Consider the following 20,476-nt stretch of genomic DNA (forward strand, 5'->3'; position numbering starts at 1 on the left):
GGGGCGAGGGTCACGGGGTCTCCGGGGGAGCGGTCGGTGGGACGGGAGGGGGCGTCGGTGCCGGGGCAGGGGTCGCGACGTGAGGGCGGTCGCCAGGCCCGACGGGAGCGTCGGCCCTCGACCCAACGCTCGCGGCACCGGGGAATTCCCCGGTGAGGGGCGCGGGCCAGCCCGGCGCCGGCTCGCGGTCGTCGTCGGGGCCGAGCCGAGCCGTCCAGCACAGGGGGTGCTCGCCGTCGCGCCCCGGGTGCAGGCCCGGGGCCGCCCCGAGGTACCGGAAGCCCACCCGGCGGGCGACCGCGGCCGACGCGACGTTGCCGACGTGCGCCTCCCAGCGCACCTCGGGCAGGCCGCCCTCGCCGAGGGCCCAGTCGACGACGAGCTGCACGGCCTCGGTCATGAGGCCGCGGCCGCGGGCCGCCGGCGCCGTCCAGAAACCGACGTCGCGGCCCGCCGTTCGCACGCTGACCACGCCGACGAGCTCGGACGACCCCGGGGCCCGGAGGCCCCAGGTCATCTCGCGGCCCGTGGCCCAGCCGTGGTCGACGATCCGGTCGAGGAAGAACTCGGCGTCGGAGCGGTCGTAGGGCGTGGGCACGGTCGTCCAGCGGACGGTCTCGGGGTCGTGGCAGGCCGCCACGATCGCCTCGACGTCGCTCGTGTCGGGCGCTCGCAGCTCGACGAGCGGCGAGCGGAGCGTGAACGCGCGCACCGTCACGCCCTCGCGAGGAACCCGATGCGCTCGTACACGGTGGCGAGGGTCGCCTCGGCGATCTCGCCGGCCCGGTCGGCGGCGCCGGCCAGCACGCGGTCCAGCTCGGCGGGGTCGTCGAGCAGCTCGAGCGCCCGCGCGCGGATCGGGGTGAACGTCTCCACCACCGCCTCCGCGACGTCCTTCTTGAGGTCGCCGTAGCCGCGGCCCGCGTACTGCTCCTCCAGCGAGGCCACGGGGGTCTCGGTGAAGGCGGAGAGGATGGTCAGCAGGTTCGAGACCCCGGGCTTCGCGCCGCGGTCGAAGCGGATCTCGCGCTCGGCGTCGGTCACGGCCGACTTGATCTTCTTCGCGGTGCGGCTGGGCTCGTCGAGCATCCAGACCACGCCGGCCTCGGTGGCCGCCGACTTGCTCATCTTCGACTCGGGCGACTGCAGGTCGTAGACCCGGGCGCCCTCCGCCTGGACGACCGCCTCGGGCACGACGAGCGTCGGGCCGAAGCGCGAGTTGAAGCGGTTCGCGAGGTCGCGCGTCAGCTCGACGTGCTGGCGCTGGTCGTCGCCGACCGGGACCTCGTGGGCGCCGTAGAGGAGGATGTCGGCGGCCATGAGGGTCGGGTAGGCGAAGAGGCCGAGCGAGGCCGTGTCGGCGCCCTGCTTCGCCGCCTTGTCCTTGAACTGGGTCATGCGGCTGGCCTCGCCGAAGCCGGTGAGGGTGTTCAGCACCCACGCGAGCTGGGCGTGCGCCGGCACGTGCGACTGGATGAAGAGCGTCGAGCGCTCGGGGTCGATGCCGGCCGCGATGTACTGCGCCGCGGTGCGACGCGTCGACTCGCGGAGCGTCGCGGGCTCCTGCGCCACGGTGATGGCGTGCATGTCGACGACGCAGAAGAGCGCGTCGTGCGTCGACTGCATCTCGCGCCACTGCAGCAGGGCGCCCACGTAGTTGCCGATGTGCAGCGAGTCGGCCGACGGCTGCATGCCCGAGAAGAGGCGGGGCTTCTGCCCGGGCGTCGTGGTCGGGGCGGGGGCGGGGGAGGGGGGGAGCGTGGTCATGGTGTCCTCGTGGGGGCGGTGCGGGTCAGATGTCGTAGTCGACGACGACGGGGGCGTGGTCGGACCAGCGCTTGTCGTACGACGCGGCGCGGTCGATCGTGTAGCCCGAGGCGCGCTCGGCGAGGGCCGGGGTCGCCACGTGGTAGTCGATGCGCCAGCCCGTGTCGTTGTCGAAGGCCTGGCCGCGCCACGACCACCATGAGTAGGGCCCCTCGACCTCGCCCGAGAGGCGGCGCCCGACGTCGACCCAGCCGAGGCCGGTGCCGCCGCTGCCGTCGACGGTCTCGACGGGCTGGCCGGCCTCGCCGAAGAAGCGGTCGAAGTAGGCGCGCTCGCGGGGCAGGAAGCCGGCGCGCTTGACGTTGCCCTTCCAGTTCTTGATGTCGAGCTCGCGGTGGCCGACGTTGAGGTCGCCCGTCACGACGGCGAGCTCGGAGTGCGCCGCGAGCTGCGGGAGCCTCTCCGACATCGCGTCGAGGAACCGCCACTTCTCGTCCTGCTTCTCGGTGCCGACCTCGCCCGAGTGCACGTAGGTGCTCACGACGGTGACGATCGTGCCGTCGACGTCGTAGTCGGCCTCGATCCAGCGGCCGGCGCTGTCGAAGTCGTCCGGCCCGAGCTCGACGCGGTGGATCACCGCGGCGCCGCGGGACGCGATGGCGACGCCGGCGCGGCCCTTCGCGGTGGCGGGGTGGTGGATGACGTTCCACTCGGGGCCGAGCAGGCCCTCGAGGTCGTCGGTGGTGGCCCGCACCTCCTGCAGGGTCAGCACGTCGACGTCGCGGTCGGCCAGCCACTCGCCCATGCCCTTGCGGTACGCGGCGCGGATGCCGTTGACGTTGACGGACGCGAGTCGGAGGCGTTGTGACATGCCGACGAGACTACCGGCGGCCGCCGACGTCGCCGCCTCGGCGCCGCACCGACCCGGCGGCCCGGGCGACGTGGGCGGCGAGGCCCCGCACCCGCGACGCCGCGCGCCGGGGGGCGGAGACGACCCGCGCCTCCTGGGCGAGCCGTTCCTCCTCGAGGCGGCGCAGCCGCTCGGCCTCCTCGCGGGGGTCGGCCCGCACGCCGATGTCGTCAAGCCCGACCGCGATCCAGGCGGCGGCGAGCAGCAGCACCTGGCAGAGCAGGTTGATGACGAGCAGCAGGCCGACGATCGCGGCGAAGGAGGCGAGGAGGGGGTTCGACCCCGCGGCCCGCAGCAGCGTGCCGCCGACGAAGGTGATGAGCACGAAGCCGGCCGCGCCGAGCGCCGACCCCGCGAGGAGTCGCCGGCCGGGGATGTGCAGGCCGGCCAGCACCCGGAAGAGCGCGACGAGCACCGCGGTGTCGAACGCGAACACGAGGACGAGCGCCACGACCCGGAGCAGCACGACGGACGCCGGGGAGGCCGTGGAGAGCCCGACGAGGTGCAGGCCCCAGGTGACCGCCGTGGTGCTCAGCAGGGAGATCGACGCCGAGACGAGGACGGCCACGCCGAAGGCCACGGCGAGGGCCAGGTCGCGCAGCACGAGGACGATCAGCGACGGGGCCGGCGTCGGGGCCCGGAAGACCGTGCGGACGGAGTCGCGCATGCTGCCGAACAGGCGGACGGACCCGAACAGCAGGCCGACGAGCGCGACGGTGCCCGTCCAGCCGAACACCGAGGCGTTCATCAGGGCGCCCGGCTCCACGACGCCGGCTCCCGAGTCGTCCTTGATGACGCCGGGCACGGCCGACTGGATGAAGACGACGAGCTCGTCGCGGAGGACGACGTCGCCGGCCACGACGAAGCCCGCCACGCTGAAGCCGACCCAGAGGGCCGAGAAGAGGGCGAAGAGCGCCTGGTAGGTGAGGCCGGCCGCGAGCAGCGGCCCCTTCGAGGCGACGTGTCGCCCGACCACGCGGACGAGGCGCGACCCGAGCAGGCGGGCCGCCGCCGAGGGCCCCGCGGGCGTCGCCGGGGCGGGGGCCGAGGGCGGGGGCGGGGTCGCTTCGTCGTCGGGTCGGCGGCGCATGCCCCCAGCGTAGGTGCCCGCGCGCCGGGGGGCCGCGGACGGACAGGCCCGCTCGCGTACGATGTGGACGACCGTGCGGCGCCGCCCCTCCCGTGTGCGCCGTCCCCTCCCGAGCATGAAGAGGTACGACCGTGGCACTACAGGGCGTTGGCGTCGGACGTGGAGTGGCCGTCGGCCCCGTCCTGAGGATGCCCGAGCCGCTGCCGGAACCCGGCACCGAGGCGCGCACCGCCGACGCGTCCGCCGAGCTGGCCCGCGTGCGCGAGTCGCTCGAGGCCGTCGCGGCCGACCTGACCGCCCGCGGCGAGAAGGCCGGCGGCGAGGCGAAGGACGTCCTCGACGCCCAGGCGCTCATGGCCCAGGACCCGACCCTCGTCGACGACGTCGAGCAGCGCATCGACGGCGGCGTCACCGGCGAGCGGGCGGTCTTCGAGGCCTTCGGCGCCTTCCAGGAGATGCTCGTCGGCATGGGCGGCTACATGGCCGAGCGAGCGACCGACCTCGGCGACGTGGCCCAGCGCGTGATCGCGGCCCTCCGCGGCGTGCCCGCCCCGGGCGTGCCCGAGAGCGACACGCCCTTCGTGCTGGTGGCTCCCGACCTGGCCCCGGCCGACACGGCGCTGCTCGACCTCGACAAGGTGCTCGCGCTCGTCACCCGTGACGGCGGCCCCACCTCCCACACCGCGATCCTCGCCCGCTCCAAGTCGATCCCCGCCATCGTCGGCGTGACCGGTGCCCTCGACCTGGTCGACGGCACCGTCGTCGTCGCCGACGCCGTCTCCGGGGTGGTCACCGTCGACCCCTCCGCCGACGAGGTGGCGGCCGCCGAGCAGCGCATCGCCGACCGCCGGGCCGCCGCGGCCGCCCCGCTCACCGACGGCGCGCTCGCCGACGGCCACGCGGTGCCGCTGCTCGCGAACCTCGGCTCGCCCGACGAGGCCGCGGGCGCCGTCGCCCTCGGCGCCGAGGGCGTGGGCCTGTTCCGCACGGAGTTCCTCTTCCTCGGCGCGAGCCAGGCCCCGACGGTCGAGAGCCAGACCGCCAGCTACACGGCCCTCCTCGAGGCCTTCCCCGGCCGCAAGGTCGTCGTCCGTGCCCTCGACGCCGGGGCCGACAAGCCCCTCGCCTTCCTCAACGACGCCCACGAGGAGAACCCCGCCCTCGGCCTCCGCGGCCTGCGGGCGCTGCGGGTCAAGGAGCAGATCCTCCGCGACCAGCTGACGGCGCTCGCCGCGGCCCAGGCCGCCACGACGGCGGACCTCTGGGTCATGGCGCCCATGGTCAGCGACGCGGAGGAGACCGAGTACTTCGTCACCCTCGGCCGTGAGCTCGGCCTCCGCACGGTCGGCGTCATGGCCGAGGTGCCCTCCCTGGCCGTCCTCGCCGACCAGGTGATGCAGACCGCCGACTTCGTGAGCATCGGCACCAACGACCTCACGCAGTACACGCTGGCCGCTGACCGGATGCTCGGCTCGGTCGCCAGCTACCAGGACCCGTGGCACCCGGCGGTGCTCCGCCTGGTCTCGACCCTCGGCGAGGCCGGCCGAGCCGCCGCGAAGCCGGTCGGCATCTGCGGCGAGGCGGCGGCCGACCCGCTGCTCGCCGTCGTGCTCGTCGGGCTCGGGGCGACCACCCTGTCGATGACGCCGGCCGCCCTGGCCGACGTCCGGCTCGAGCTGTCGAAGCACACGCTCGAGCAGGCGAAGGCCCTCGCGGCCGCCGCGGTCGACGCGACGACGGCCGCCGGCGCCCGTCAGGCCGCCGAGGCGCTCGCCGGCTAGTCCCGACGGGCCGGCCCGGCCAGGCCGGCCGGGTCCGGCTCGGACCGGGTCCGGCTCGGACCGGGTCCGACTCGGACCGGGTCCGGTCCGCCCGGGCTCAGCCCTCGACGGCCTGCTGCAGGTGCGCGGCGACGACCGCGTCGACCACCTGGCCGACGGCGGCCTCGACGGCCGCGACGAGCTCCGGAGCCGCGACCCGCGCCTCCTCGAGCGACAGGTCGCCGTCGACGGCCTCGGCACCCTCGACGCCGGGCAGCAGCCCGGCCGCGACGGCCTCGTCGTGCAGGCGCAGCAGCGTCGCGACGCGGTGCGGGGCGATCACGTCGGCGACGACGGCCTCGCGCACGAGGGGGGCCAGCTGGTCGACGGTGAGCACGGGGGAGTCGGCCGTCGCCACGCCCTCCTCCGCTCCGGTCGGCGTCGCTCCGGCCACCGACGACACCGGTGCCGTCGCCGTCTGCTGCGCGACGCTCTCGAGCACGCCCGGCCAGCCCCAGCGGCCCTCGAGGGCCGTGAGGGCGCCGGGCAGGGCGACGGAGGCGGTGGTCGCGGAGGCCGTGCCGCCCGTTCCCGCGGTGGTCGGCAGCCACTCGGGCCGGTAGCGCTCCGCGCGCGGGAACCGCTCGAGGTCGGCGGCGTAGTCGGCGTCCGAGGGCAGCACCCCGGCGTCGCCGGGCTCGAAGGGCGAGCCCGGGTTCACCCAGACGCGTCGGTCGAGGTTGAAGCGGGCGGTGAACGACCCGTCGCGCGAGACGGTGAGCGAGAGGGAGAACCAGGCGCCCTTCTCCGGGTCGGCCATCACCTCGCGGAGCTGCCCGCCGAGGGCGACGACGTCGGGCACGGTGCCGACGGTGCGGCTGCTGCCCGCGGCGTCGACGGCGTCGACCCAGAGGCGCGAGACCGAGCCCACCTCGAGCAGCTGGAGCGTGGCCTCCGCCCAGTCGGTGCCCTCGAGGCTGGCGGCGAAGCGCTCGGCGATGTCGTTCTGGAGCTGCTGCTGGCGGGGGACGTCCATGTCGGCGCGGCCTCTCGGTCGTGGTCGGTGATCGGGGGCGGTGCCGACGACGGGGCGGTGCCCGGCAGGACGGCACGAGAAGCATATGCGCCCGGGCGGGGCCGTGCCCTGATCCGGAGGACGCCGGGCTCGTTCCGGTCAGCGCGCAGGGGCGTGGAGCAGACTGTCCCCGTGGGCACCCCTATCCGACACCCGATGGTCGACGCGGTCACCGCGCAGGTCGTCCGGGTCGACAGCCGGGCCCGGGTCGTGCGGCTGAGCGCGCCCTTCGCCGACCTCCTCTCGCGTCGCCGCAGCCGACGACGCGTCGTGCTCGTCACGAGCGACCGGTCGCGGCTGACCGTCGGCGTGCGCGCCGCGCTCGTCGACGCCGGCGGCACCTGGGCCGTCCACGACGACGCCGGGGCCCTGCGCGACGGGCTGACCGGTCTGCCCTACGCCGACGTCGACGCGGCCGGCCGGCCCCAGGAGGACCCCCTCGCGCCGGTCGTCCCGGTCGACGTGCCGGCTGCGGTCGGCACCACCGCCCAGCTCAGCGTCGACCTCACGGTGCTGCACCGCGCCTCCCACGACACCAGCCTGGGAGGCGCGCTCGAGGCCCTCGGGACGGCCGTCTCCGGCACCGGCCCCGCGTCCTGGGGCAGCTCCGAGCCCCTCCTCCACGACTGGGACCGCTGGGTCCTCACGCAGCACGCGCGCCACGCCGCCCCCGAGACCGTCCGGGTCGTCGTCGAGGGCCCTCGCCTCTCGGGTACCGTGACCGCCCGGGTGACCGAGCACGGCATCGAGGAGACCACCGCCGTCACCATCGACGTGCCCGTCGTCGAGACCGCCGCCGGGGGCTCCGAGGGGGCCGAGGCGGACGCCCGACGCGCCCTCGACGCCGCGATCTCGCGCCTCACCGAGGCGCTCTCCGACATCGCCGGGTCGTCGCTGCCCACGTTCGCGCTCGTCGTGGCGCGGGAGGGCGACGTCGACCGCTGCGTGCGGGCGAAGACCTACCCGCCGCCGAACCCGGTCGCGCTCCTCATCGGCGCGCCCTCCGTGAAGCGGCTGGGCCTCGAGCTGTCCGCCCTCCCCTCGACGCGGCCGGTGGTCGTCGTCGGTCGGCCGCGGCTGCCCGCCTACGTCGTCCCGCTCGGCGACGCGAGCACCTCCGGCTGGGACGCCCTCCACGACACCCTCGACGCCGTCGGGCCCGAGCGTCTCGCCACCATGGTCGCCACCCCCCTGCTGCAGGCGTGGGAGGAGGACCTCGCCGAGGCCGACCTCCTGCACGAGAGCGCCGTCGACGGCGCCGTCGGCGTCGCGGGGGCCGGCCGCCCCCGCGAGGGCGAGGTCGACGACGACGACGAGCAGCACGACGACGACGACGACGAGGAGACGCCCCCCGGTGCCCCGTGACATCACGATCCTGAGCCCCACCGTCCCCGACGCCCTCGACCTCGCCACGGCCGCGCGGGCCGTCGACGAGTCGTACGGCGTGCGCGAGATCGACGACGGCGACGCGCTGCAGGTCTTCGCGGAGGGCGGCGAGCCCCTCCTCACCGTGTGGGGCGCGCGGGAGCTCACGACGGCGGGGGAGATCGAGCGGCTGCTGCCGCACCCTCCCGAGGTGCGCCTCCCGGTCTTCTGGGTCGACGCCGTGGCGCCCCTGGCCGACGCCGGCGAGGCCGGGGTCTCCGTGGCCCTGCGCCTGGCGCTCGGGCTCGACGCGACGTGCATCGTCGAGGACGACTGAGCCGCCCCGTCAGCCTGCCCCTGGCGATCGACGGTCGCCCGGCGCGACGAGAGGCCCGGACCCCCTGGGGGAGTCCGGGCCTCTCGTCGTCGGAGGGCGGTGCCGACGGAGGCTAGGCCCGCCCGCGCAGGACGGCCTGCTTGACCTCGGCGATCGCCTGGGTCACCTGGATGCCGCGGGGGCACGCCTCGGTGCAGTTGAAGGTGGTGCGGCAGCGCCACACCCCCTCCTTGTCGTTGAGGATGTCCAGGCGCACCTGGGCGCCCTCGTCGCGCGAGTCGAAGATGAAACGGTGCGCGTTGACGATCGCGGCGGGGCCGAAGTACTGGCCGTCCGTCCAGAAGACGGGGCAGCTCGAGGTGCACGCGGCACAGAGGATGCACTTGGTCGTGTCGTCGAACCGTTCGCGCTGCGTGGCGCTCTGGATCCGCTCCTTCTCCGGCTTCGACGAGGCCATCAGGAACGGCTGGATCTCGCGGTACGACTGGAAGAAGGGCTCCATGTCGACGACGAGGTCCTTCTCGAGCGGCAGCCCCTTGATCGCCTCGACGTAGATCGGCTGGGTGATGTCGAGGTCCTTGATCAGGGTCTTGCAGGCGAGCCGGTTGCGACCGTTGATGCGCATCGCGTCGGAGCCGCAGACCCCGTGGGCGCACGAGCGGCGGAAGGTCAGCGAGCCGTCCTGCTCCCACTTGATCTGGTGCAGGGCGTCGAGGACGCGGTCGGTGGGCAGCACCTCGACGTCGAAGTCCTGCCAGCGCGGCTCCGTGTCGACGTCCGGGTCGAACCGTCGGATGATCAGGGTGGCGGTGAAGGTGGGGATCGCGTCGGCGCCGGTGGGGGCGTTCTCGAGGACAGCGGTGCTCATGCTCAGTACTTCCGTTCCATCGGCTGGTAGTTCGTGATCACGACGGGCTTGGTGTCGAGGCGGATGTGGTCGCCCGCCAGCGACGAGTGGGCGTCGCCGGTGAGGTAGGCCATCGTGTGCACCAGCCAGTTCTCGTCGTCGCGCGTCGGGTAGTCCTCGCGGAAGTGCCCGCCGCGGCTCTCCTGGCGGGAGCGGGCCGAGTAGACGACGACCTCGGCGAGGTCGAGCAGGAAGCCCAGCTCGATCGCCTCGAGCAGGTCGGTGTTGAACCGCTTGCCCTTGTCCTGCACGGAGATGTTCTTGAAGCGGTCGCGCAGGTCGGCGATCACGTGGGTGACCTCGTCGAGGGTCTCCTCCGTGCGGAACACCTGGGCGTTGCGGTCCATGCTGTCCTGCAGCTCCTTGCGGAGGGTCGCGATGCGCTCGGTGCCGGTGGCGGCCCGCACGTCGTCGACGAGGCCCCGCACGAAGCCCGCCGGGTCGTCCGGCAGCGGCACGAACTCGGCCGTCCTGACGAACTCGACGGCGTTGTTGCCGGCGCGCTTGCCGAAGACGTTGATGTCGAGCAGCGAGTTGGTGCCGAGCCGGTTCGAGCCGTGCACGCTGACGCAGGCGCACTCGCCCGCGGCGTAGAGCCCGGGCACCACGGTCGTGTTGTCGCGCAGCACCTCGGCGTGGACGTTGGTGGGGATGCCGCCCATGGCGTAGTGCGCCGTGGGCAGGACGGGCACGGGCTCGGTGTAGGGCTCGACGCCGAGGTAGGTGCGGGCGAACTCGGTGATGTCGGGCAGCTTCGCGTCGATCACGGCCGGGTCGAGGTGCGTGATGTCGAGGTAGACGTAGTCCTTGTGCGGCCCGCCGCCCCGGCCCTCGCGGATCTCCGTGGCCATGCAGCGCGCCACGATGTCGCGCGGCGCGAGGTCCTTGATGGTGGGCGCGTAGCGCTCCATGAAGCGCTCGCCCTCGCTGTTGCGCAGGATGGCGCCCTCGCCGCGGGCGGCCTCGGAGAGGAGGATGCCGAGCCCGGCCAGGCCGGTCGGGTGGAACTGGAAGAACTCCATGTCCTCCAGCGGCAGGCCCTTGCGCCAGATGATGCCCACGCCGTCGCCCGTCAGCGTGTGCGCGTTCGAGGTCGTCTTGTAGATCTTGCCGAAGCCGCCGGTCGCGAAGATCACGGCCTTGCCCTGGAAGACGTGGAGCTCACCGGTCGACAGCTCGTAGGCGACGACCCCGGCGGGCCGCTCGACCCCGTCGACCTCGCCCATGATCAGGTCGAGGACGTAGAACTCGTTGAAGAACTCGATGCCGTGCTTGACGCAGTTCTGGTACAGCGTCTGCAGGATCATGTGGCCGGTGCGGTCGGCCGCGTAGCAGGCGCGACGGACGGGGCTCTTGCCGTGCTCGGCCGTGTGCCCGCCGAAGCGCCGCTGGTCGATCTTGCCCTCGGGCGTCCGGTTGAAGGGCAGGCCCATGTTCTCGAGGTCGAGGACGGCGTCGATCGCCTCCTTCGCGAGGATCTCGGCGGCGTCCTGGTCGACGAGGTAGTCGCCGCCCTTGACCGTGTCGAAGGTGTGCCACTCCCAGTTGTCGTCCTCGACGTTAGCGAGGGCGGCGGCCATGCCGCCCTGGGCGGCGCCGGTGTGCGAGCGCGTGGGGTAGAGCTTCGAGATGACCGCCGTGCTGGCGTTCGGCCCGGCCTCGATGGCCGCGCGCATCCCCGCCCCGCCGGCGCCGACGATGACGATGTCGTGCTGGTGGTAGTGGATGCCGTCGACGACGGAGCTCTGGGCGGAGGGTGCAGGTGTGGTCACGGTGCTTCCAGGTGGGACGTGGTGCAGGTGGACGGGGTGGTCGGTCGTGGGGCGTCGGCGCGGCGCCCGCCGACGGTCAGCGAGAGCAGATCGACGGGAGGAGGTCGGCCGGGGCGCCCGCGGGGCAGGGGTCGAAGGTCCAGATGACGAGCGAGCCGAGCAGCAGCAGCACGGCGCTGGAGACGACCAGGGCGCCGAGGAAGACCTTGCGGGTTGTCGGGCGGCCCACGTAGTCGTTGACGATCGTGCGCATGCCGTTCGAGCCGTGGATCAGCGCCAGCCAGAGGAGGAGCGTGTCGTAGACCTGCCAGAACGGGTCGGCCCACTTGCCCGCCACGAACGCGAAGTCGATGGCCTTGACGCCGCCCTCGCCCGCGAGCAGGTTGATGAAGAGGTGGCCGAAGATCAGCACGACGAGCACGAGCCCGCTCGCGCGCATGTAGATCCAGCCCCACTTCTCCCAGTTGGTGCTGCGCTGGGCGGTGCGGGCCGACCGGGGGGCCTCGATGGTCTCAGTGGTCATCGCTCTACTCCGAGAAGACGTTCATGAGGTGGCGGGGGGCGAAGCCGAGCATCAGCACGGCCCAGAGGCCGATCACGACCCAGAACATGACGCGCTGGTGCTTGGTGCCGGCGCTCCAGAAGTCGATGAGGATGATGCGCAGGCCGTTGAGGGCGTGGAAGAGGATGGCGGCGACCAGGCCGGTCTCGCCGAGCCCCATCACCGGGTTCTTGTACGTGCCGATGACCGCGTCGTAGGCCTCGGGGCTGATCCGCACCAGCGCCGTGTCGAGGATGTGCACGAGGAGGAAGAAGTAGATGCTGACGCCGGTGATCCGGTGCAGGACCCACGACCACATGCCCTCACGGCCGCGGTAGAGCGTGCCCTGGAAGCGCTTGGCGCGCTGCGGCTCGCTGATGGTGGGTGCACCCGGTCGCCCCGAGGGCGTGCCCGGTGACGCCAGTGTTCCCGTCGACTGCTCGGCCATGAGCTGCCCTCCTCGCGGCTGGGGCGGTCGGCTGTGGTCAGGGAGGACAGCCGTGTCCACCGTGTGTTCTCAGAACACCCCGAGCATACGGAACGCGCGGTGGGCACCGCTGCCGAGGCTGCCCTAACTAGTTCGATGTCGAGAGACGGTCAGCTCGTCGCCGACAGCTGCCGGGCCCGGGCGGAGGCGCGGGTCGGCACCGCCGGAGCCGCCACCGCGTCGGCGTAGTGCCCGAGCAGCTCGTCCCCGAGGCGCTCCCAGGTGCGGCCGACGACGGCGCGGCGCCCCGCCTCCCCGAACCGTGCCCGGAGGGCCGGGTCGTCGACCAGGAGCCGGACGGCCCGGCGGAGCGAGTGGTCGTGCAGGGGGTCGACCAGGAACCCGTCGACGCCGTGCCGGACGAGGTCGAGGGGCCCGCCCGCGGCGGGGGCCACGACCGGCGTCCCGCTCGCGTGCGCCTCCTGGACCGTCTGCCCGAAGGTCTCCGTGACGCCGGTGTGCACGAAGACGTCCAGCGCCGCGTAGGCGTCCGCCAGCTCGTCGCCGTGGAGCGCCCCGGTGAACACGGGGTCGAGGTGGCGGAGCCGCCGCCGCAGCGACGGCAGCGCCGGGCCGTCGCCGACCACGACGAAGCGGGTGCCGGGCGTGCGGTGCAGGGCCGCGAGCCGCTCGACCTGCTTCTCGGGGGCGAGGCGTCCCACGTAGCCGACCAGCGCCTCCCCGGGGGCCGCGCCGACCGCCGCGCGGAAGGCGGCGGACCCGCCCGTGCCGCGCCGGTTCGGGTGGTAGCGCACCGAGTCGACGCCGCGGCCCCAGGTCGCGAGCCGGTCGACCCCGGCGCGGCGCAGGTCGCGCAGCGAGGCCGACGACGGCACCAGGGTGACGGTGGCCTGCTCGTGCAGTCGACGGACCAGGCGCCAGGCGACCGCGGCGGTGACGGGGCCGAGGCCGCTCGTGCTCGCGTAGCGGGCGACGTCGGTCTGGAAGACCGCGACGCTCGGCAGCCCGAGGCGGGCCGCCGCCGCGATCGCGTGACCGCCGAGGAGGAAGGGGGAGGCGACGTGGACGACGTCGGGGCAGAAGTCCGCGAGGGCGCCCGCGACGACCGGCGAGGGCAGCCCGACGGGGAACTGCCGGTACGCCACGCTGGGCACGCGGTGCACCCTGGCGGGGCCGTAGGAGTCGTGGCCCCGGCCCGCGGGAGCGATGACGATGGCCTCGTGGCCGCGTCGCTCCAGGTGGTCGAGCACCCGCAGCACGCTCGTCGTCACCCCGTTGACGGTGGGCAGGAAGCTCTCGGTCACGATGGCGACCCTCATGGGGACCTCCTCGGCTCGGCGTCCTCCCAGGCTCCGCGGGCGGCGTGGCCGGACCGCGGCCGCGCCGTGGCCCCGCGGTGGCGGTCGCGTGAACGCGGGGAGTCGCGGCCGGGGCCCTCGCTAAGGTGGCGGACATGACACAGCCCGAGAGCGTCGAGCGCTTCTACAGCATCATCCCCGCCGGCGGCATCGGGTCGAGGCTGTGGCCGCTCAGCCGGGCCGACGCCCCGAAGTTCCTCCACGACCTCACGGGCAGCGGGTCGACCCTCCTCCGCGCCACCTGGGACCGCCTCGCGCCCCTCGCCGGGGAGCAGCGCATCATGGTGGTCACCGGGCGGGCTCACCGGGCGGCGGTCGAGGCGCAGCTGCCCGCCCTCGCCGACCACAACGTCGTCCTCGAGAGCGAGCCGAAGGACAGCACGGCGGCCATCGGCCTCGCCGCGGCCGTCCTCCGCCGCCGGGAGCCCGACGTGATCGTGGGCTCGTTCGCCGCCGACCACGTCATCTCCGACATCCGGGGGTTCCAGCGCGCCGTCGGCGAGGCCATCGTGGCCGCCGACGCGGGCTGGATCACCACGATCGGGATCACCCCGACCGAGCCGGCCATCGGCTTCGGGTACATCCACGCCGGCGCCGCGCTGGCCGTCGACGGGGCGCCGAGCGCCCTCCGCGTCGAGTCGTTCGTCGAGAAGCCGGACCTCGAGACGGCGGAGGGGTACGTCGCGGGGGGCGACTACCTCTGGAACGGCGGCATGTTCATCTCCCGGGCCGACCGCCTCCTGGAGCAGCTCGGCGAGACGCGGCCGGAGCTCCTGGCGGGCCTGGAGGAGCTCGCCGAGGCCTGGGACACCCCTCGTCGAGGAGCCGCCGTCGACAGGATCTGGCCCGGCCTGGAGAAGATCGCGATCGACTACACCGTCGCGGAGCCCGCCGCCGCGGCCGGCCGCCTCGCGGTCATCCCGGGGACCTTCGACTGGGACGACGTCGGCGACTTCGCGTCCATCGCGAAGCTGCACTCCGGCGGGCGCAAGAGCGACCTCGCCATCCTCGGCGAGAACGCCCGGGTGCTCTCGGACGCCTCCAGCGGCATCGTCGTGGGCCACAGCGGCCGGCTCATCTCGCTGATCGGGGTGAACGACATCATCGTGGTCGACACCCCGGACGCCCTCCTGGTCACCACGACGGCGAACGCGCAGCGCGTCAAGTCGGTCGTCGACGCCCTCAAGCTGAGCGGCCGCAGCGACGTCCTCTGACGGCCCGACCGGGCTGTCCTGTTACGGGCCCGTTACGCGACGGTCGCGGTCGTGTAACGCCTCGGTCTCACTCTCCCGGAGCGGTCGGAGGGGCTCCGCGCAGTAGGTAACCTGTCGCCATACGTGCCCGGCGTCTCGTGCCGGGCAGCACCTTGGAGGACAACTTGACTACAACTGCGCGCAGGGCCGTCTTCGGCGGCCTCGCCCTGGCGAGCACCGTCGCCATCCTGGCCGGCTGTGCCTCGGCTCCCGAGAGCGACGACGCCGCGGGCGGCAGCTCCAGCGACTTCGTGCCCTGCATGGTGTCCGACGCCGGCGGCTTCGACGACAAGTCGTTCAACCAGCTGGGCTACGAGGGCCTGACCGAGGCCGCGGAGACCGCGGGCGCCGAGGCCAAGACCGTCGAGTCGGCCGACGAGACCGTCTACGACGCCAACCTCTCGAACCTCGCCGACCAGGGCTGCGGCCTGATCGTCACGGTCGGCTTCGCCCTCGCCGACGCCACGAAGACGGCGGCCGAGGCCAACGCCGGCGTGAACTACGCCACCATCGACGACGCGTCGATCACCGCCGACAACGTCAAGCCGATCACGTTCAACACGTCGGAGGCGGCCTTCCTCGCCGGCTACGCCGCGGCGAGCTACTCGAAGAGCGGCACCGTGGGCACCTTCGGCGGCATGCAGTTCCCGACCGTCACCATCTTCATGGACGGCTTCGCCGACGGCGTCGAGTACTACAACGAGCAGAAGAGCGCCGACGTCAAGGTCGTCGGCTGGGACGTCGCGTCGCAGACCGGCACCTTCACCGGCGGCTTCGAGGCCGGCACCACGGCCAAGCAGAGCGCCCAGACCCTGATCGACCAGGGTGCGGACGTCATCCTGCCCGTCGGCGGCCCGATCTACCAGAGCGCCGCCGAGGCCATCCGCGACTCCGGCTCGGACGTCGTCCTGGTCGGCGCCGACTCCGACACCTACGAGACCGACAGCGCCAACAGCGACCTGTTCCTGACCTCGGTGCTCAAGGGCATCAAGCAGGCCACGAACGACGTCGTGACCCAGTCGGCCGACGGCTCGTTCTCGAACGAGCCCTACGTGGGCACCCTCGAGAACGACGGCGTGGGCATCGCTCCGTTCCACGACTACGAGGACAAGGTCGACGCCGGGCTCCAGGACGAGCTCGACACGATCAAGGCCGGCATCATCGACGGCTCGATCGAGGTCGAGTCGCCCTCGGCCCTCAGCTGAGCCGAGCCGGCACCCCCTCAGGCATCGTCTAGCATTGCCTGATCGAGGGCCCGGTCCGGACGGTCTCCACCGTTCGGCCGGGCCCTTCCCACGCCTACACCCGAGGTAGATTGACGAGATGAAGCTCGAGCTCCAGGGCATCACCAAGCGATTCGGCGCACTGACCGCCAACGACCACATCAGCCTCACCGTCGAGCCGGGCGAGATCCACGCCCTCCTCGGTGAGAACGGCGCCGGCAAGTCCACGCTCATGAACGTGCTCTACGGCCTGTACCAGGCCGACGAGGGCGAGATCCTGCTCGACGACGTCGTCCAGCGGTTCTCCGGCCCCGGCGACGCCATGGCGGCGGGCATCGGCATGGTCCACCAGCACTTCATGCTCGTCCCCGTGTTCACGGTGGCGGAGAACGTGATGCTGGGCCACGAGGAGACCCGCCCCGGCGGGCGGCTCGACCTGCAGGCCGCCCGCGCGAAGGTGCGCGAGATCTCCCGGCGCTTCGGCTTCGACATCGACCCCGACGCCGTCGTCGAGGAGCTCCCGGTCGGCGTGCAGCAGCGCGTCGAGATCGTCAAGGCGCTCTCGCGCGACGCCGAGGTCCTGGTCTTCGACGAGCCGACCGCCGTGCTGACCCCTCAAGAGACCGACGAGCTCATGGTCATCATGCGCCAGCTCCGCGACGCCGGCACGGGCATCGTCTTCATCACCCACAAGCTCCGCGAGGTGCGCGAGGTCGCTGACCGCATCACGGTGATCCGCCTCGGCAAGGTGGTCGGCGAGGCCGAGCCCACGGCGACCAACGCCGAGCTGGCGTCGCTCATGGTCGGCCGCGCGGTGGAGCTCACCGTCCAGAAGGCCCCCGCCGTCCCGGGCGAGGCCGCCCTGGTCGTGGAGGGGCTCCGGGTGCTCGACCCCATCGGCCAGGTCGTCGTCGACGACGTCTCGTTCGAGGTGCGCCGCGGAGAGGTGCTCGCGATCGCGGGCGTCCAGGGCAACGGCCAGACCGAGCTCACCGAGGCGATCCTCGGCCTCCAGGGCCGGGTCGAGGGCCGCGTCACGCTCGACGGGCGCGACATCACGGGGCTGAGCGTCCGCCGCGTGCTCGACGCCGGGGTCGGCTTCGTCCCCGAGGACCGCAACGAGGACGGCCTCGTCGGCGAGTTCACCGTCGCCGAGAACCTCATGCTCGACCGCTCGCAGTCCGGGCCGTTCGTCAAGCGCGGCTCGCTGCGCCTCGCCGAGCTCGCCGCCTTCGCGGTCGAGAAGGTGCAGGAGTTCGACATCCGCACCCAGGGCATCACCACGCCCGCCGGGCGCCTGTCGGGCGGCAACCAGCAGAAGGTCGTGCTCGCGCGCGAGCTGAGCCGCGACCTGCGCCTCTTCGTGGCGGCCCAGCCCACCCGCGGCATCGACGTCGGGTCGATCGAGTTCGTCCACAAGCGCATCGTCGAGACGCGCGACCAGGGCGTGCCCGTCATCGTCGTCTCGACCGAGCTCGACGAGGTCGTGGCCCTGGCCGACCGCATCGCCGTGATGTACCGCGGCTCGATCATCGGCATCGTCCCCGCCGACACCCCCCGCGACGTGCTGGGGCTCATGATGGCCGGCGAGACGCCGCACGGAACGGAGCAGGCAGCGTGAGCGACGCCAGCACCACGACCACCCCGACCCCGGCAGGCGGCCCGGCCGCCCCGGAGACGCGACCGGACGACTCGCGCGGGTCGCGCCTCCTGCGGGAGATCACGACCGGCAACGCGGCCATCTCGGTCCTCGCCGTGGTGCTCGCCCTCGTCGTCTCGGGCCTGCTGATCGGCTTCACCGACCCCACGGTCCAGTCGACCCTCGGGTACTTCGCGTCGCGGCCGACCGACTTCTTCCAGGCCTTCGGCCGGACGGTGGGCGGGGCGTACTCGTCGCTCTTCCAGGGCGCGGTCTACAACTTCCGGGTCGACGGCTTCGCCGCCGGGATCCGCCCGCTCACCGAGACGCTCAACTACTCGGTGCCGCTCATCGCGGCCGGTCTCGGCGTCGCCCTCGCCTTCCGGGTCGGCCTCTTCAACATCGGTGCCCGCGGCCAGATGCTCGTCGCGGCCGGAGCGGCGGGGTGGGTCGGCTTCTCGTTCGACCTGCCGCTCGCGGTCCACCTGCCCCTCGCGCTCCTGGCCGGCATCGCCGGCGGAGCCGTGTGGGGCGGGCTCGTCGGCCTGCTGAAGGCCAGGACGGGCGCGCACGAGGTGATCCTCACGATCATGCTCAACTACATCGCCTTCTACTTGATCTCGTTCGCCCTGCGCACGCCGGGCCTCCTGCAGGCCCCGGGCAGCCCGAACCCGAAGTCGCCCGCCACGCTCCCGAGCGCCGTGCTGCCCGACCTCTTCGGGGCCCGCTACAACCTCAACTGGGGCTTCATCCTGGTGATCGTCGTGACCGCCGTCGTCTGGTGGCTGATCAACCGGTCGACGCTCGGGTTCCGGTTCCGCGCGGTGGGCGAGAACCCCCACGCCGCCCGCACGGCCGGCATGGACGTCAAGAACATCTACCTGTACGCCATGCTCATCTCCGGCGCGCTGGCGGGCGTCGCGGGCTCGACGCAGGTGCTCGGCACGCTGACCACGGGCTTCACCGCGGGCATCGACGCCGGCATCGGCTTCGACGCCATCACGGTCGCTCTGCTCGGTCGCTCGCGCCCGTGGGGCGTCTTCGGCGCCGGCGTGCTCTTCGGCGCCCTCAAGGCCGGCGGCTACTCGATGCAGGCGGCCAACGGCGTGCCGATCGACATCGTGCTCGTCGTGCAGTCCCTGATCGTGCTGTTCGTCGCGGCCCCGCCGCTCGTCCGCAGCATCTTCCGTCTGCCCGCGCCGGGTGCCCGCAGGGCCCCCCGCGCCTCGAAGAAGGAGGCGGTGGTCACCAAGTGAGCACCCTCACCCCCGACGTCGCGGCTCCCGCCGCGCCCACGCCCGGCCTCGCCCGCGCCGTCACGCGCAGCTTCAAGGCCCCGATCGCGTTCGCGGTCTTCTCGGTCATCGCCGTCGTGCTCTTCGTCGGCCTGCAGCGGGAGGGCCGGAGCACCTTCCGCCTCTCGACGCCCACCGACTTCTTCGCCCTGCCCGACGCGGTGCTGCCGTCCGCCGCGACGGGCGTCGTCCTCACCGTCGTGCTGGTGCTGCTGACCGTCGGCGCGTTCCTCCTGGCCGTCCGCGCCGCGCGCGTGCCGATCTGGCTGGTCAGCGTGTTCGGCGTGGTCTTCCTCGTCGCCTTCCTCACCTGGACGAGCGCCGACGCGACGATCCCCGTGCCGGGCCTCCTGCTCGGGGCCCTCGCGCTCAGCACGCCGCTCATCTTCGGCGCCCTGGGCGGCGTCATCTCGGAGCGGGTCGGCGTCGTGAACGTCGCGATCGAGGGGCAGCTGCTGGCCGGCGCCTTCGTCTCGGCCGTGGTGGCCTCGGCCACCGGGTCGGCCGTCGTCGGCCTCGCCTCGGCCATGGTCGCGGGCGTGCTCGTCTCGATGGTCCTCGCGGTGTTCAGCATCCGCTACATCGTCGACCAGGTGATCGTCGGCGTCGTGCTCAACGTGCTCGTCACGGGCCTCACGAGCTTCCTGTACTCACAGGTGCTCACGAAGTCGGAGGCGCTCAACGAGGGCGTCCGCTTCCCGCAGCTGCCGATCCCCGGCCTGAGCCAGATCCCGATCATCGGGCCGGTGTTCTTCCGCCAGACGATCATCGTCTACCTGATGTACGTCGCGATCGCCGTCGTCTTCTACGGGCTCTTCCGCACCCGGTGGGGGCTGCGCCTCCGCGCCGTCGGCGAGCACCCGCAGGCCGCCGACACCGTGGGCATCAAGGTCAACGCGACCCGGTTCTGGAACGTCTCCCTCGCCGGTGCCATCGCCGGCCTGGGCGGGGCGTACTTCACCCTCGGCTCGCTGGGCAACTTCCAGAAGGAGATGACGGCGGGGGCGGGCTTCATCGCCCTGGCCGCCGTGATCTTCGGCCGGTGGGACCCGATCAAGGCCACGCTCGCGGCGCTGCTGTTCGGCTTCGCCTCGAACCTCCAGAACGTGCTCGGGGCCATCGGCTCCCCGGTGCCGAGCGAGTTCATGCTGATGCTGCCCTACGTCGTGACGATCTTCGCCGTCGCGGGGCTCGTCGGCCAGTCCCGCGGCCCGGCCGCCTCCGGCAAGGCCTACGTGAAGTCGTGAGCGTCGTCGAGTCCACCGACTGGGAGGCCCTCCGGGCCGCGGCCCGGGCGGCCATGTCCAAGGCGTACGTCCCCTACTCGAAGTTCCCCGTGGGGGCGGCCGCGCTGACGACCGACGGCCGGCTCGTCTCGGGCTGCAACATCGAGAACGCGTCGTACGGCATCACGCTCTGCGCCGAGTGCTCCCTCGTCACCGACCTCGTCATGGGCGGCGGGGGGCGACTCGTCGCCTTCGCCTGCGTCGACGGCAACGGCGACGTCCTGATGCCCTGCGGCCGCTGCCGGCAGCTGCTCTACGAGCACTCCGACGCCTCCATGGTGCTCGACACCGTCTCGGGCTTCCGCACGATCGACGAGGTCATCCCCGACGCGTTCGGGCCGCGCCAGCTCGAGGAGTTCCGCGCCTCGCAGGCGTAGGCGCCCCTCGGGGCGTGCACCGCGCCTCCTCGCCCCCGCCCTCCGTCCGGCGTCGTTCCGGGGCCGGCGAGAC

At 73.1% G+C, this 20,476-nt stretch carries 19 protein-coding genes; 9 read left to right on the top strand and 10 right to left on the bottom strand.

The annotated features are described in order from the left end of the window. Positions 1 to 10 precede the first annotated feature (10 nt). Genes IFT45_RS04765 through IFT45_RS04780 form a run of 4 tightly spaced genes read right to left on the bottom strand, consistent with a single transcriptional unit; the run spans position 11 to position 3,767 of the window. Positions 11 to 712 carry a GNAT family N-acetyltransferase gene (locus IFT45_RS04765; RefSeq protein WP_192126967.1) on the bottom strand — a complete coding sequence of 234 codons (702 nt, stop codon included), beginning with the start codon at positions 710 to 712 and terminating at the stop codon, positions 11 to 13. A 2-nt stretch (positions 713 to 714) separates the two neighbouring features. After that, positions 715 to 1,767: a tryptophan--tRNA ligase gene (gene trpS / locus IFT45_RS04770; RefSeq protein WP_192126969.1), complete on the bottom strand. Its 1,053-nt coding sequence runs from the start codon at positions 1,765 to 1,767 to the stop codon at positions 715 to 717. A 25-nt stretch (positions 1,768 to 1,792) separates the two neighbouring features. Continuing rightward, positions 1,793 to 2,638, bottom strand: coding sequence for an exodeoxyribonuclease III (locus IFT45_RS04775; RefSeq protein ID WP_056053214.1), 846 nt, complete (start codon positions 2,636 to 2,638; stop codon positions 1,793 to 1,795). Between the two features lie 10 nt (positions 2,639 to 2,648). Beyond that, positions 2,649 to 3,767: a YihY/virulence factor BrkB family protein gene (locus IFT45_RS04780; protein ID WP_056053217.1), complete on the bottom strand. Its 1,119-nt coding sequence runs from the start codon at positions 3,765 to 3,767 to the stop codon at positions 2,649 to 2,651. A gap of 131 nt (positions 3,768 to 3,898) precedes the next feature. Here IFT45_RS04780 and ptsP point away from each other — a divergent pair, with 131 nt between their 5' ends. Further along, positions 3,899 to 5,548, top strand: a complete 1,650-nt coding sequence (gene ptsP, locus IFT45_RS04785) for a phosphoenolpyruvate--protein phosphotransferase (protein WP_192126970.1) — start codon at positions 3,899 to 3,901, stop codon at positions 5,546 to 5,548. Between the two features lie 97 nt (positions 5,549 to 5,645). On the opposite strand, the gene IFT45_RS04790 is transcribed toward ptsP, so the two are convergent. Further along, on the bottom strand, positions 5,646 to 6,563 hold the full coding sequence (locus IFT45_RS04790; RefSeq protein WP_192126972.1) for a hypothetical protein: 918 nt from the start codon (positions 6,561 to 6,563) through the stop codon (positions 5,646 to 5,648). Positions 6,564 to 6,734: 171 nt separating this feature from the next. On the opposite strand from IFT45_RS04790, the gene IFT45_RS04795 reads away from it, so the two are divergent. After that, complete coding sequence (locus IFT45_RS04795; RefSeq protein WP_192126974.1) at positions 6,735 to 7,967, top strand: DUF6177 family protein; 1,233 nt, start codon at positions 6,735 to 6,737, stop codon at positions 7,965 to 7,967. Beyond that, positions 7,957 to 8,304, top strand: a complete 348-nt coding sequence (locus IFT45_RS04800; protein ID WP_192126976.1) for a hypothetical protein — start codon at positions 7,957 to 7,959, stop codon at positions 8,302 to 8,304. The genes IFT45_RS04795 and IFT45_RS04800 overlap by 11 nt, the downstream gene beginning before the upstream one ends. Positions 8,305 to 8,416: 112 nt before the next feature. Here the strand turns inward: IFT45_RS04800 and IFT45_RS04805 are convergent, their stop codons facing one another. The 5 genes from IFT45_RS04805 to IFT45_RS04825 all read right to left on the bottom strand — a co-directional run bounded on the left by IFT45_RS04805 (position 8,417) and on the right by IFT45_RS04825 (position 13,291). Beyond that, positions 8,417 to 9,172, bottom strand: coding sequence for a succinate dehydrogenase iron-sulfur subunit (locus IFT45_RS04805; protein ID WP_056053230.1), 756 nt, complete (start codon positions 9,170 to 9,172; stop codon positions 8,417 to 8,419). 2 nt (positions 9,173 to 9,174) lie between these two features. Continuing rightward, a complete protein-coding gene (gene sdhA, locus IFT45_RS04810; RefSeq protein WP_056053232.1) occupies positions 9,175 to 10,983 on the bottom strand; it encodes a succinate dehydrogenase flavoprotein subunit in 1,809 nt (602 codons plus the stop codon). A gap of 76 nt (positions 10,984 to 11,059) precedes the next feature. After that, a complete protein-coding gene (locus tag IFT45_RS04815; protein ID WP_167258631.1) occupies positions 11,060 to 11,506 on the bottom strand; it encodes a succinate dehydrogenase hydrophobic membrane anchor subunit in 447 nt (148 codons plus the stop codon). A 4-nt stretch (positions 11,507 to 11,510) separates the two neighbouring features. Beyond that, entirely contained in the window at positions 11,511 to 11,972 is a 462-nt protein-coding gene (sdhC, locus tag IFT45_RS04820) for a succinate dehydrogenase, cytochrome b556 subunit (RefSeq protein ID WP_082514271.1), read from the bottom strand. Between the two features lie 149 nt (positions 11,973 to 12,121). Continuing rightward, complete coding sequence (locus IFT45_RS04825; protein ID WP_056053238.1) at positions 12,122 to 13,291, bottom strand: glycosyltransferase family 1 protein; 1,170 nt, start codon at positions 13,289 to 13,291, stop codon at positions 12,122 to 12,124. 134 nt (positions 13,292 to 13,425) lie between these two features. Between IFT45_RS04825 and IFT45_RS04830 the strand changes: the two genes are divergently transcribed. From IFT45_RS04830 to IFT45_RS04855, 6 genes are all read left to right on the top strand, one after another. Next, on the top strand, positions 13,426 to 14,544 hold the full coding sequence (locus tag IFT45_RS04830; RefSeq protein WP_056053241.1) for a mannose-1-phosphate guanylyltransferase: 1,119 nt from the start codon (positions 13,426 to 13,428) through the stop codon (positions 14,542 to 14,544). A gap of 164 nt (positions 14,545 to 14,708) precedes the next feature. After that, positions 14,709 to 15,788 (top strand): BMP family protein, encoded by a 1,080-nt coding sequence (locus IFT45_RS04835; RefSeq protein WP_056053244.1) that lies wholly within the window; start codon positions 14,709 to 14,711, stop codon positions 15,786 to 15,788. Positions 15,789 to 15,906: 118 nt separating this feature from the next. Next, entirely contained in the window at positions 15,907 to 17,427 is a 1,521-nt protein-coding gene (locus IFT45_RS04840) for an ABC transporter ATP-binding protein (RefSeq protein WP_192126977.1), read from the top strand. After that, positions 17,424 to 18,701, top strand: a complete 1,278-nt coding sequence (locus tag IFT45_RS04845) for an ABC transporter permease (RefSeq protein ID WP_192126979.1) — start codon at positions 17,424 to 17,426, stop codon at positions 18,699 to 18,701. The genes IFT45_RS04840 and IFT45_RS04845 overlap by 4 nt, the downstream gene beginning before the upstream one ends. Further along, the gene (locus IFT45_RS04850; RefSeq protein WP_056053248.1) at positions 18,698 to 19,987 is read left to right on the top strand and encodes an ABC transporter permease; all 1,290 of its coding nucleotides are present in this window, start codon (positions 18,698 to 18,700) and stop codon (positions 19,985 to 19,987) included. The genes IFT45_RS04845 and IFT45_RS04850 overlap by 4 nt, the downstream gene beginning before the upstream one ends. Further along, on the top strand, positions 19,984 to 20,403 hold the full coding sequence (locus IFT45_RS04855; protein ID WP_371741137.1) for a cytidine deaminase: 420 nt from the start codon (positions 19,984 to 19,986) through the stop codon (positions 20,401 to 20,403). Before IFT45_RS04850 ends, IFT45_RS04855 begins: the two co-directional genes overlap by 4 nt. Positions 20,404 to 20,476: the final 73 nt, after the last annotated feature.

The organism is Frigoribacterium sp. CFBP 13707, assembly GCF_014842245.1.
In the GTDB taxonomy this organism is placed as follows: Bacteria; Actinomycetota; Actinomycetes; order Actinomycetales; family Microbacteriaceae; genus Frigoribacterium; species Frigoribacterium endophyticum.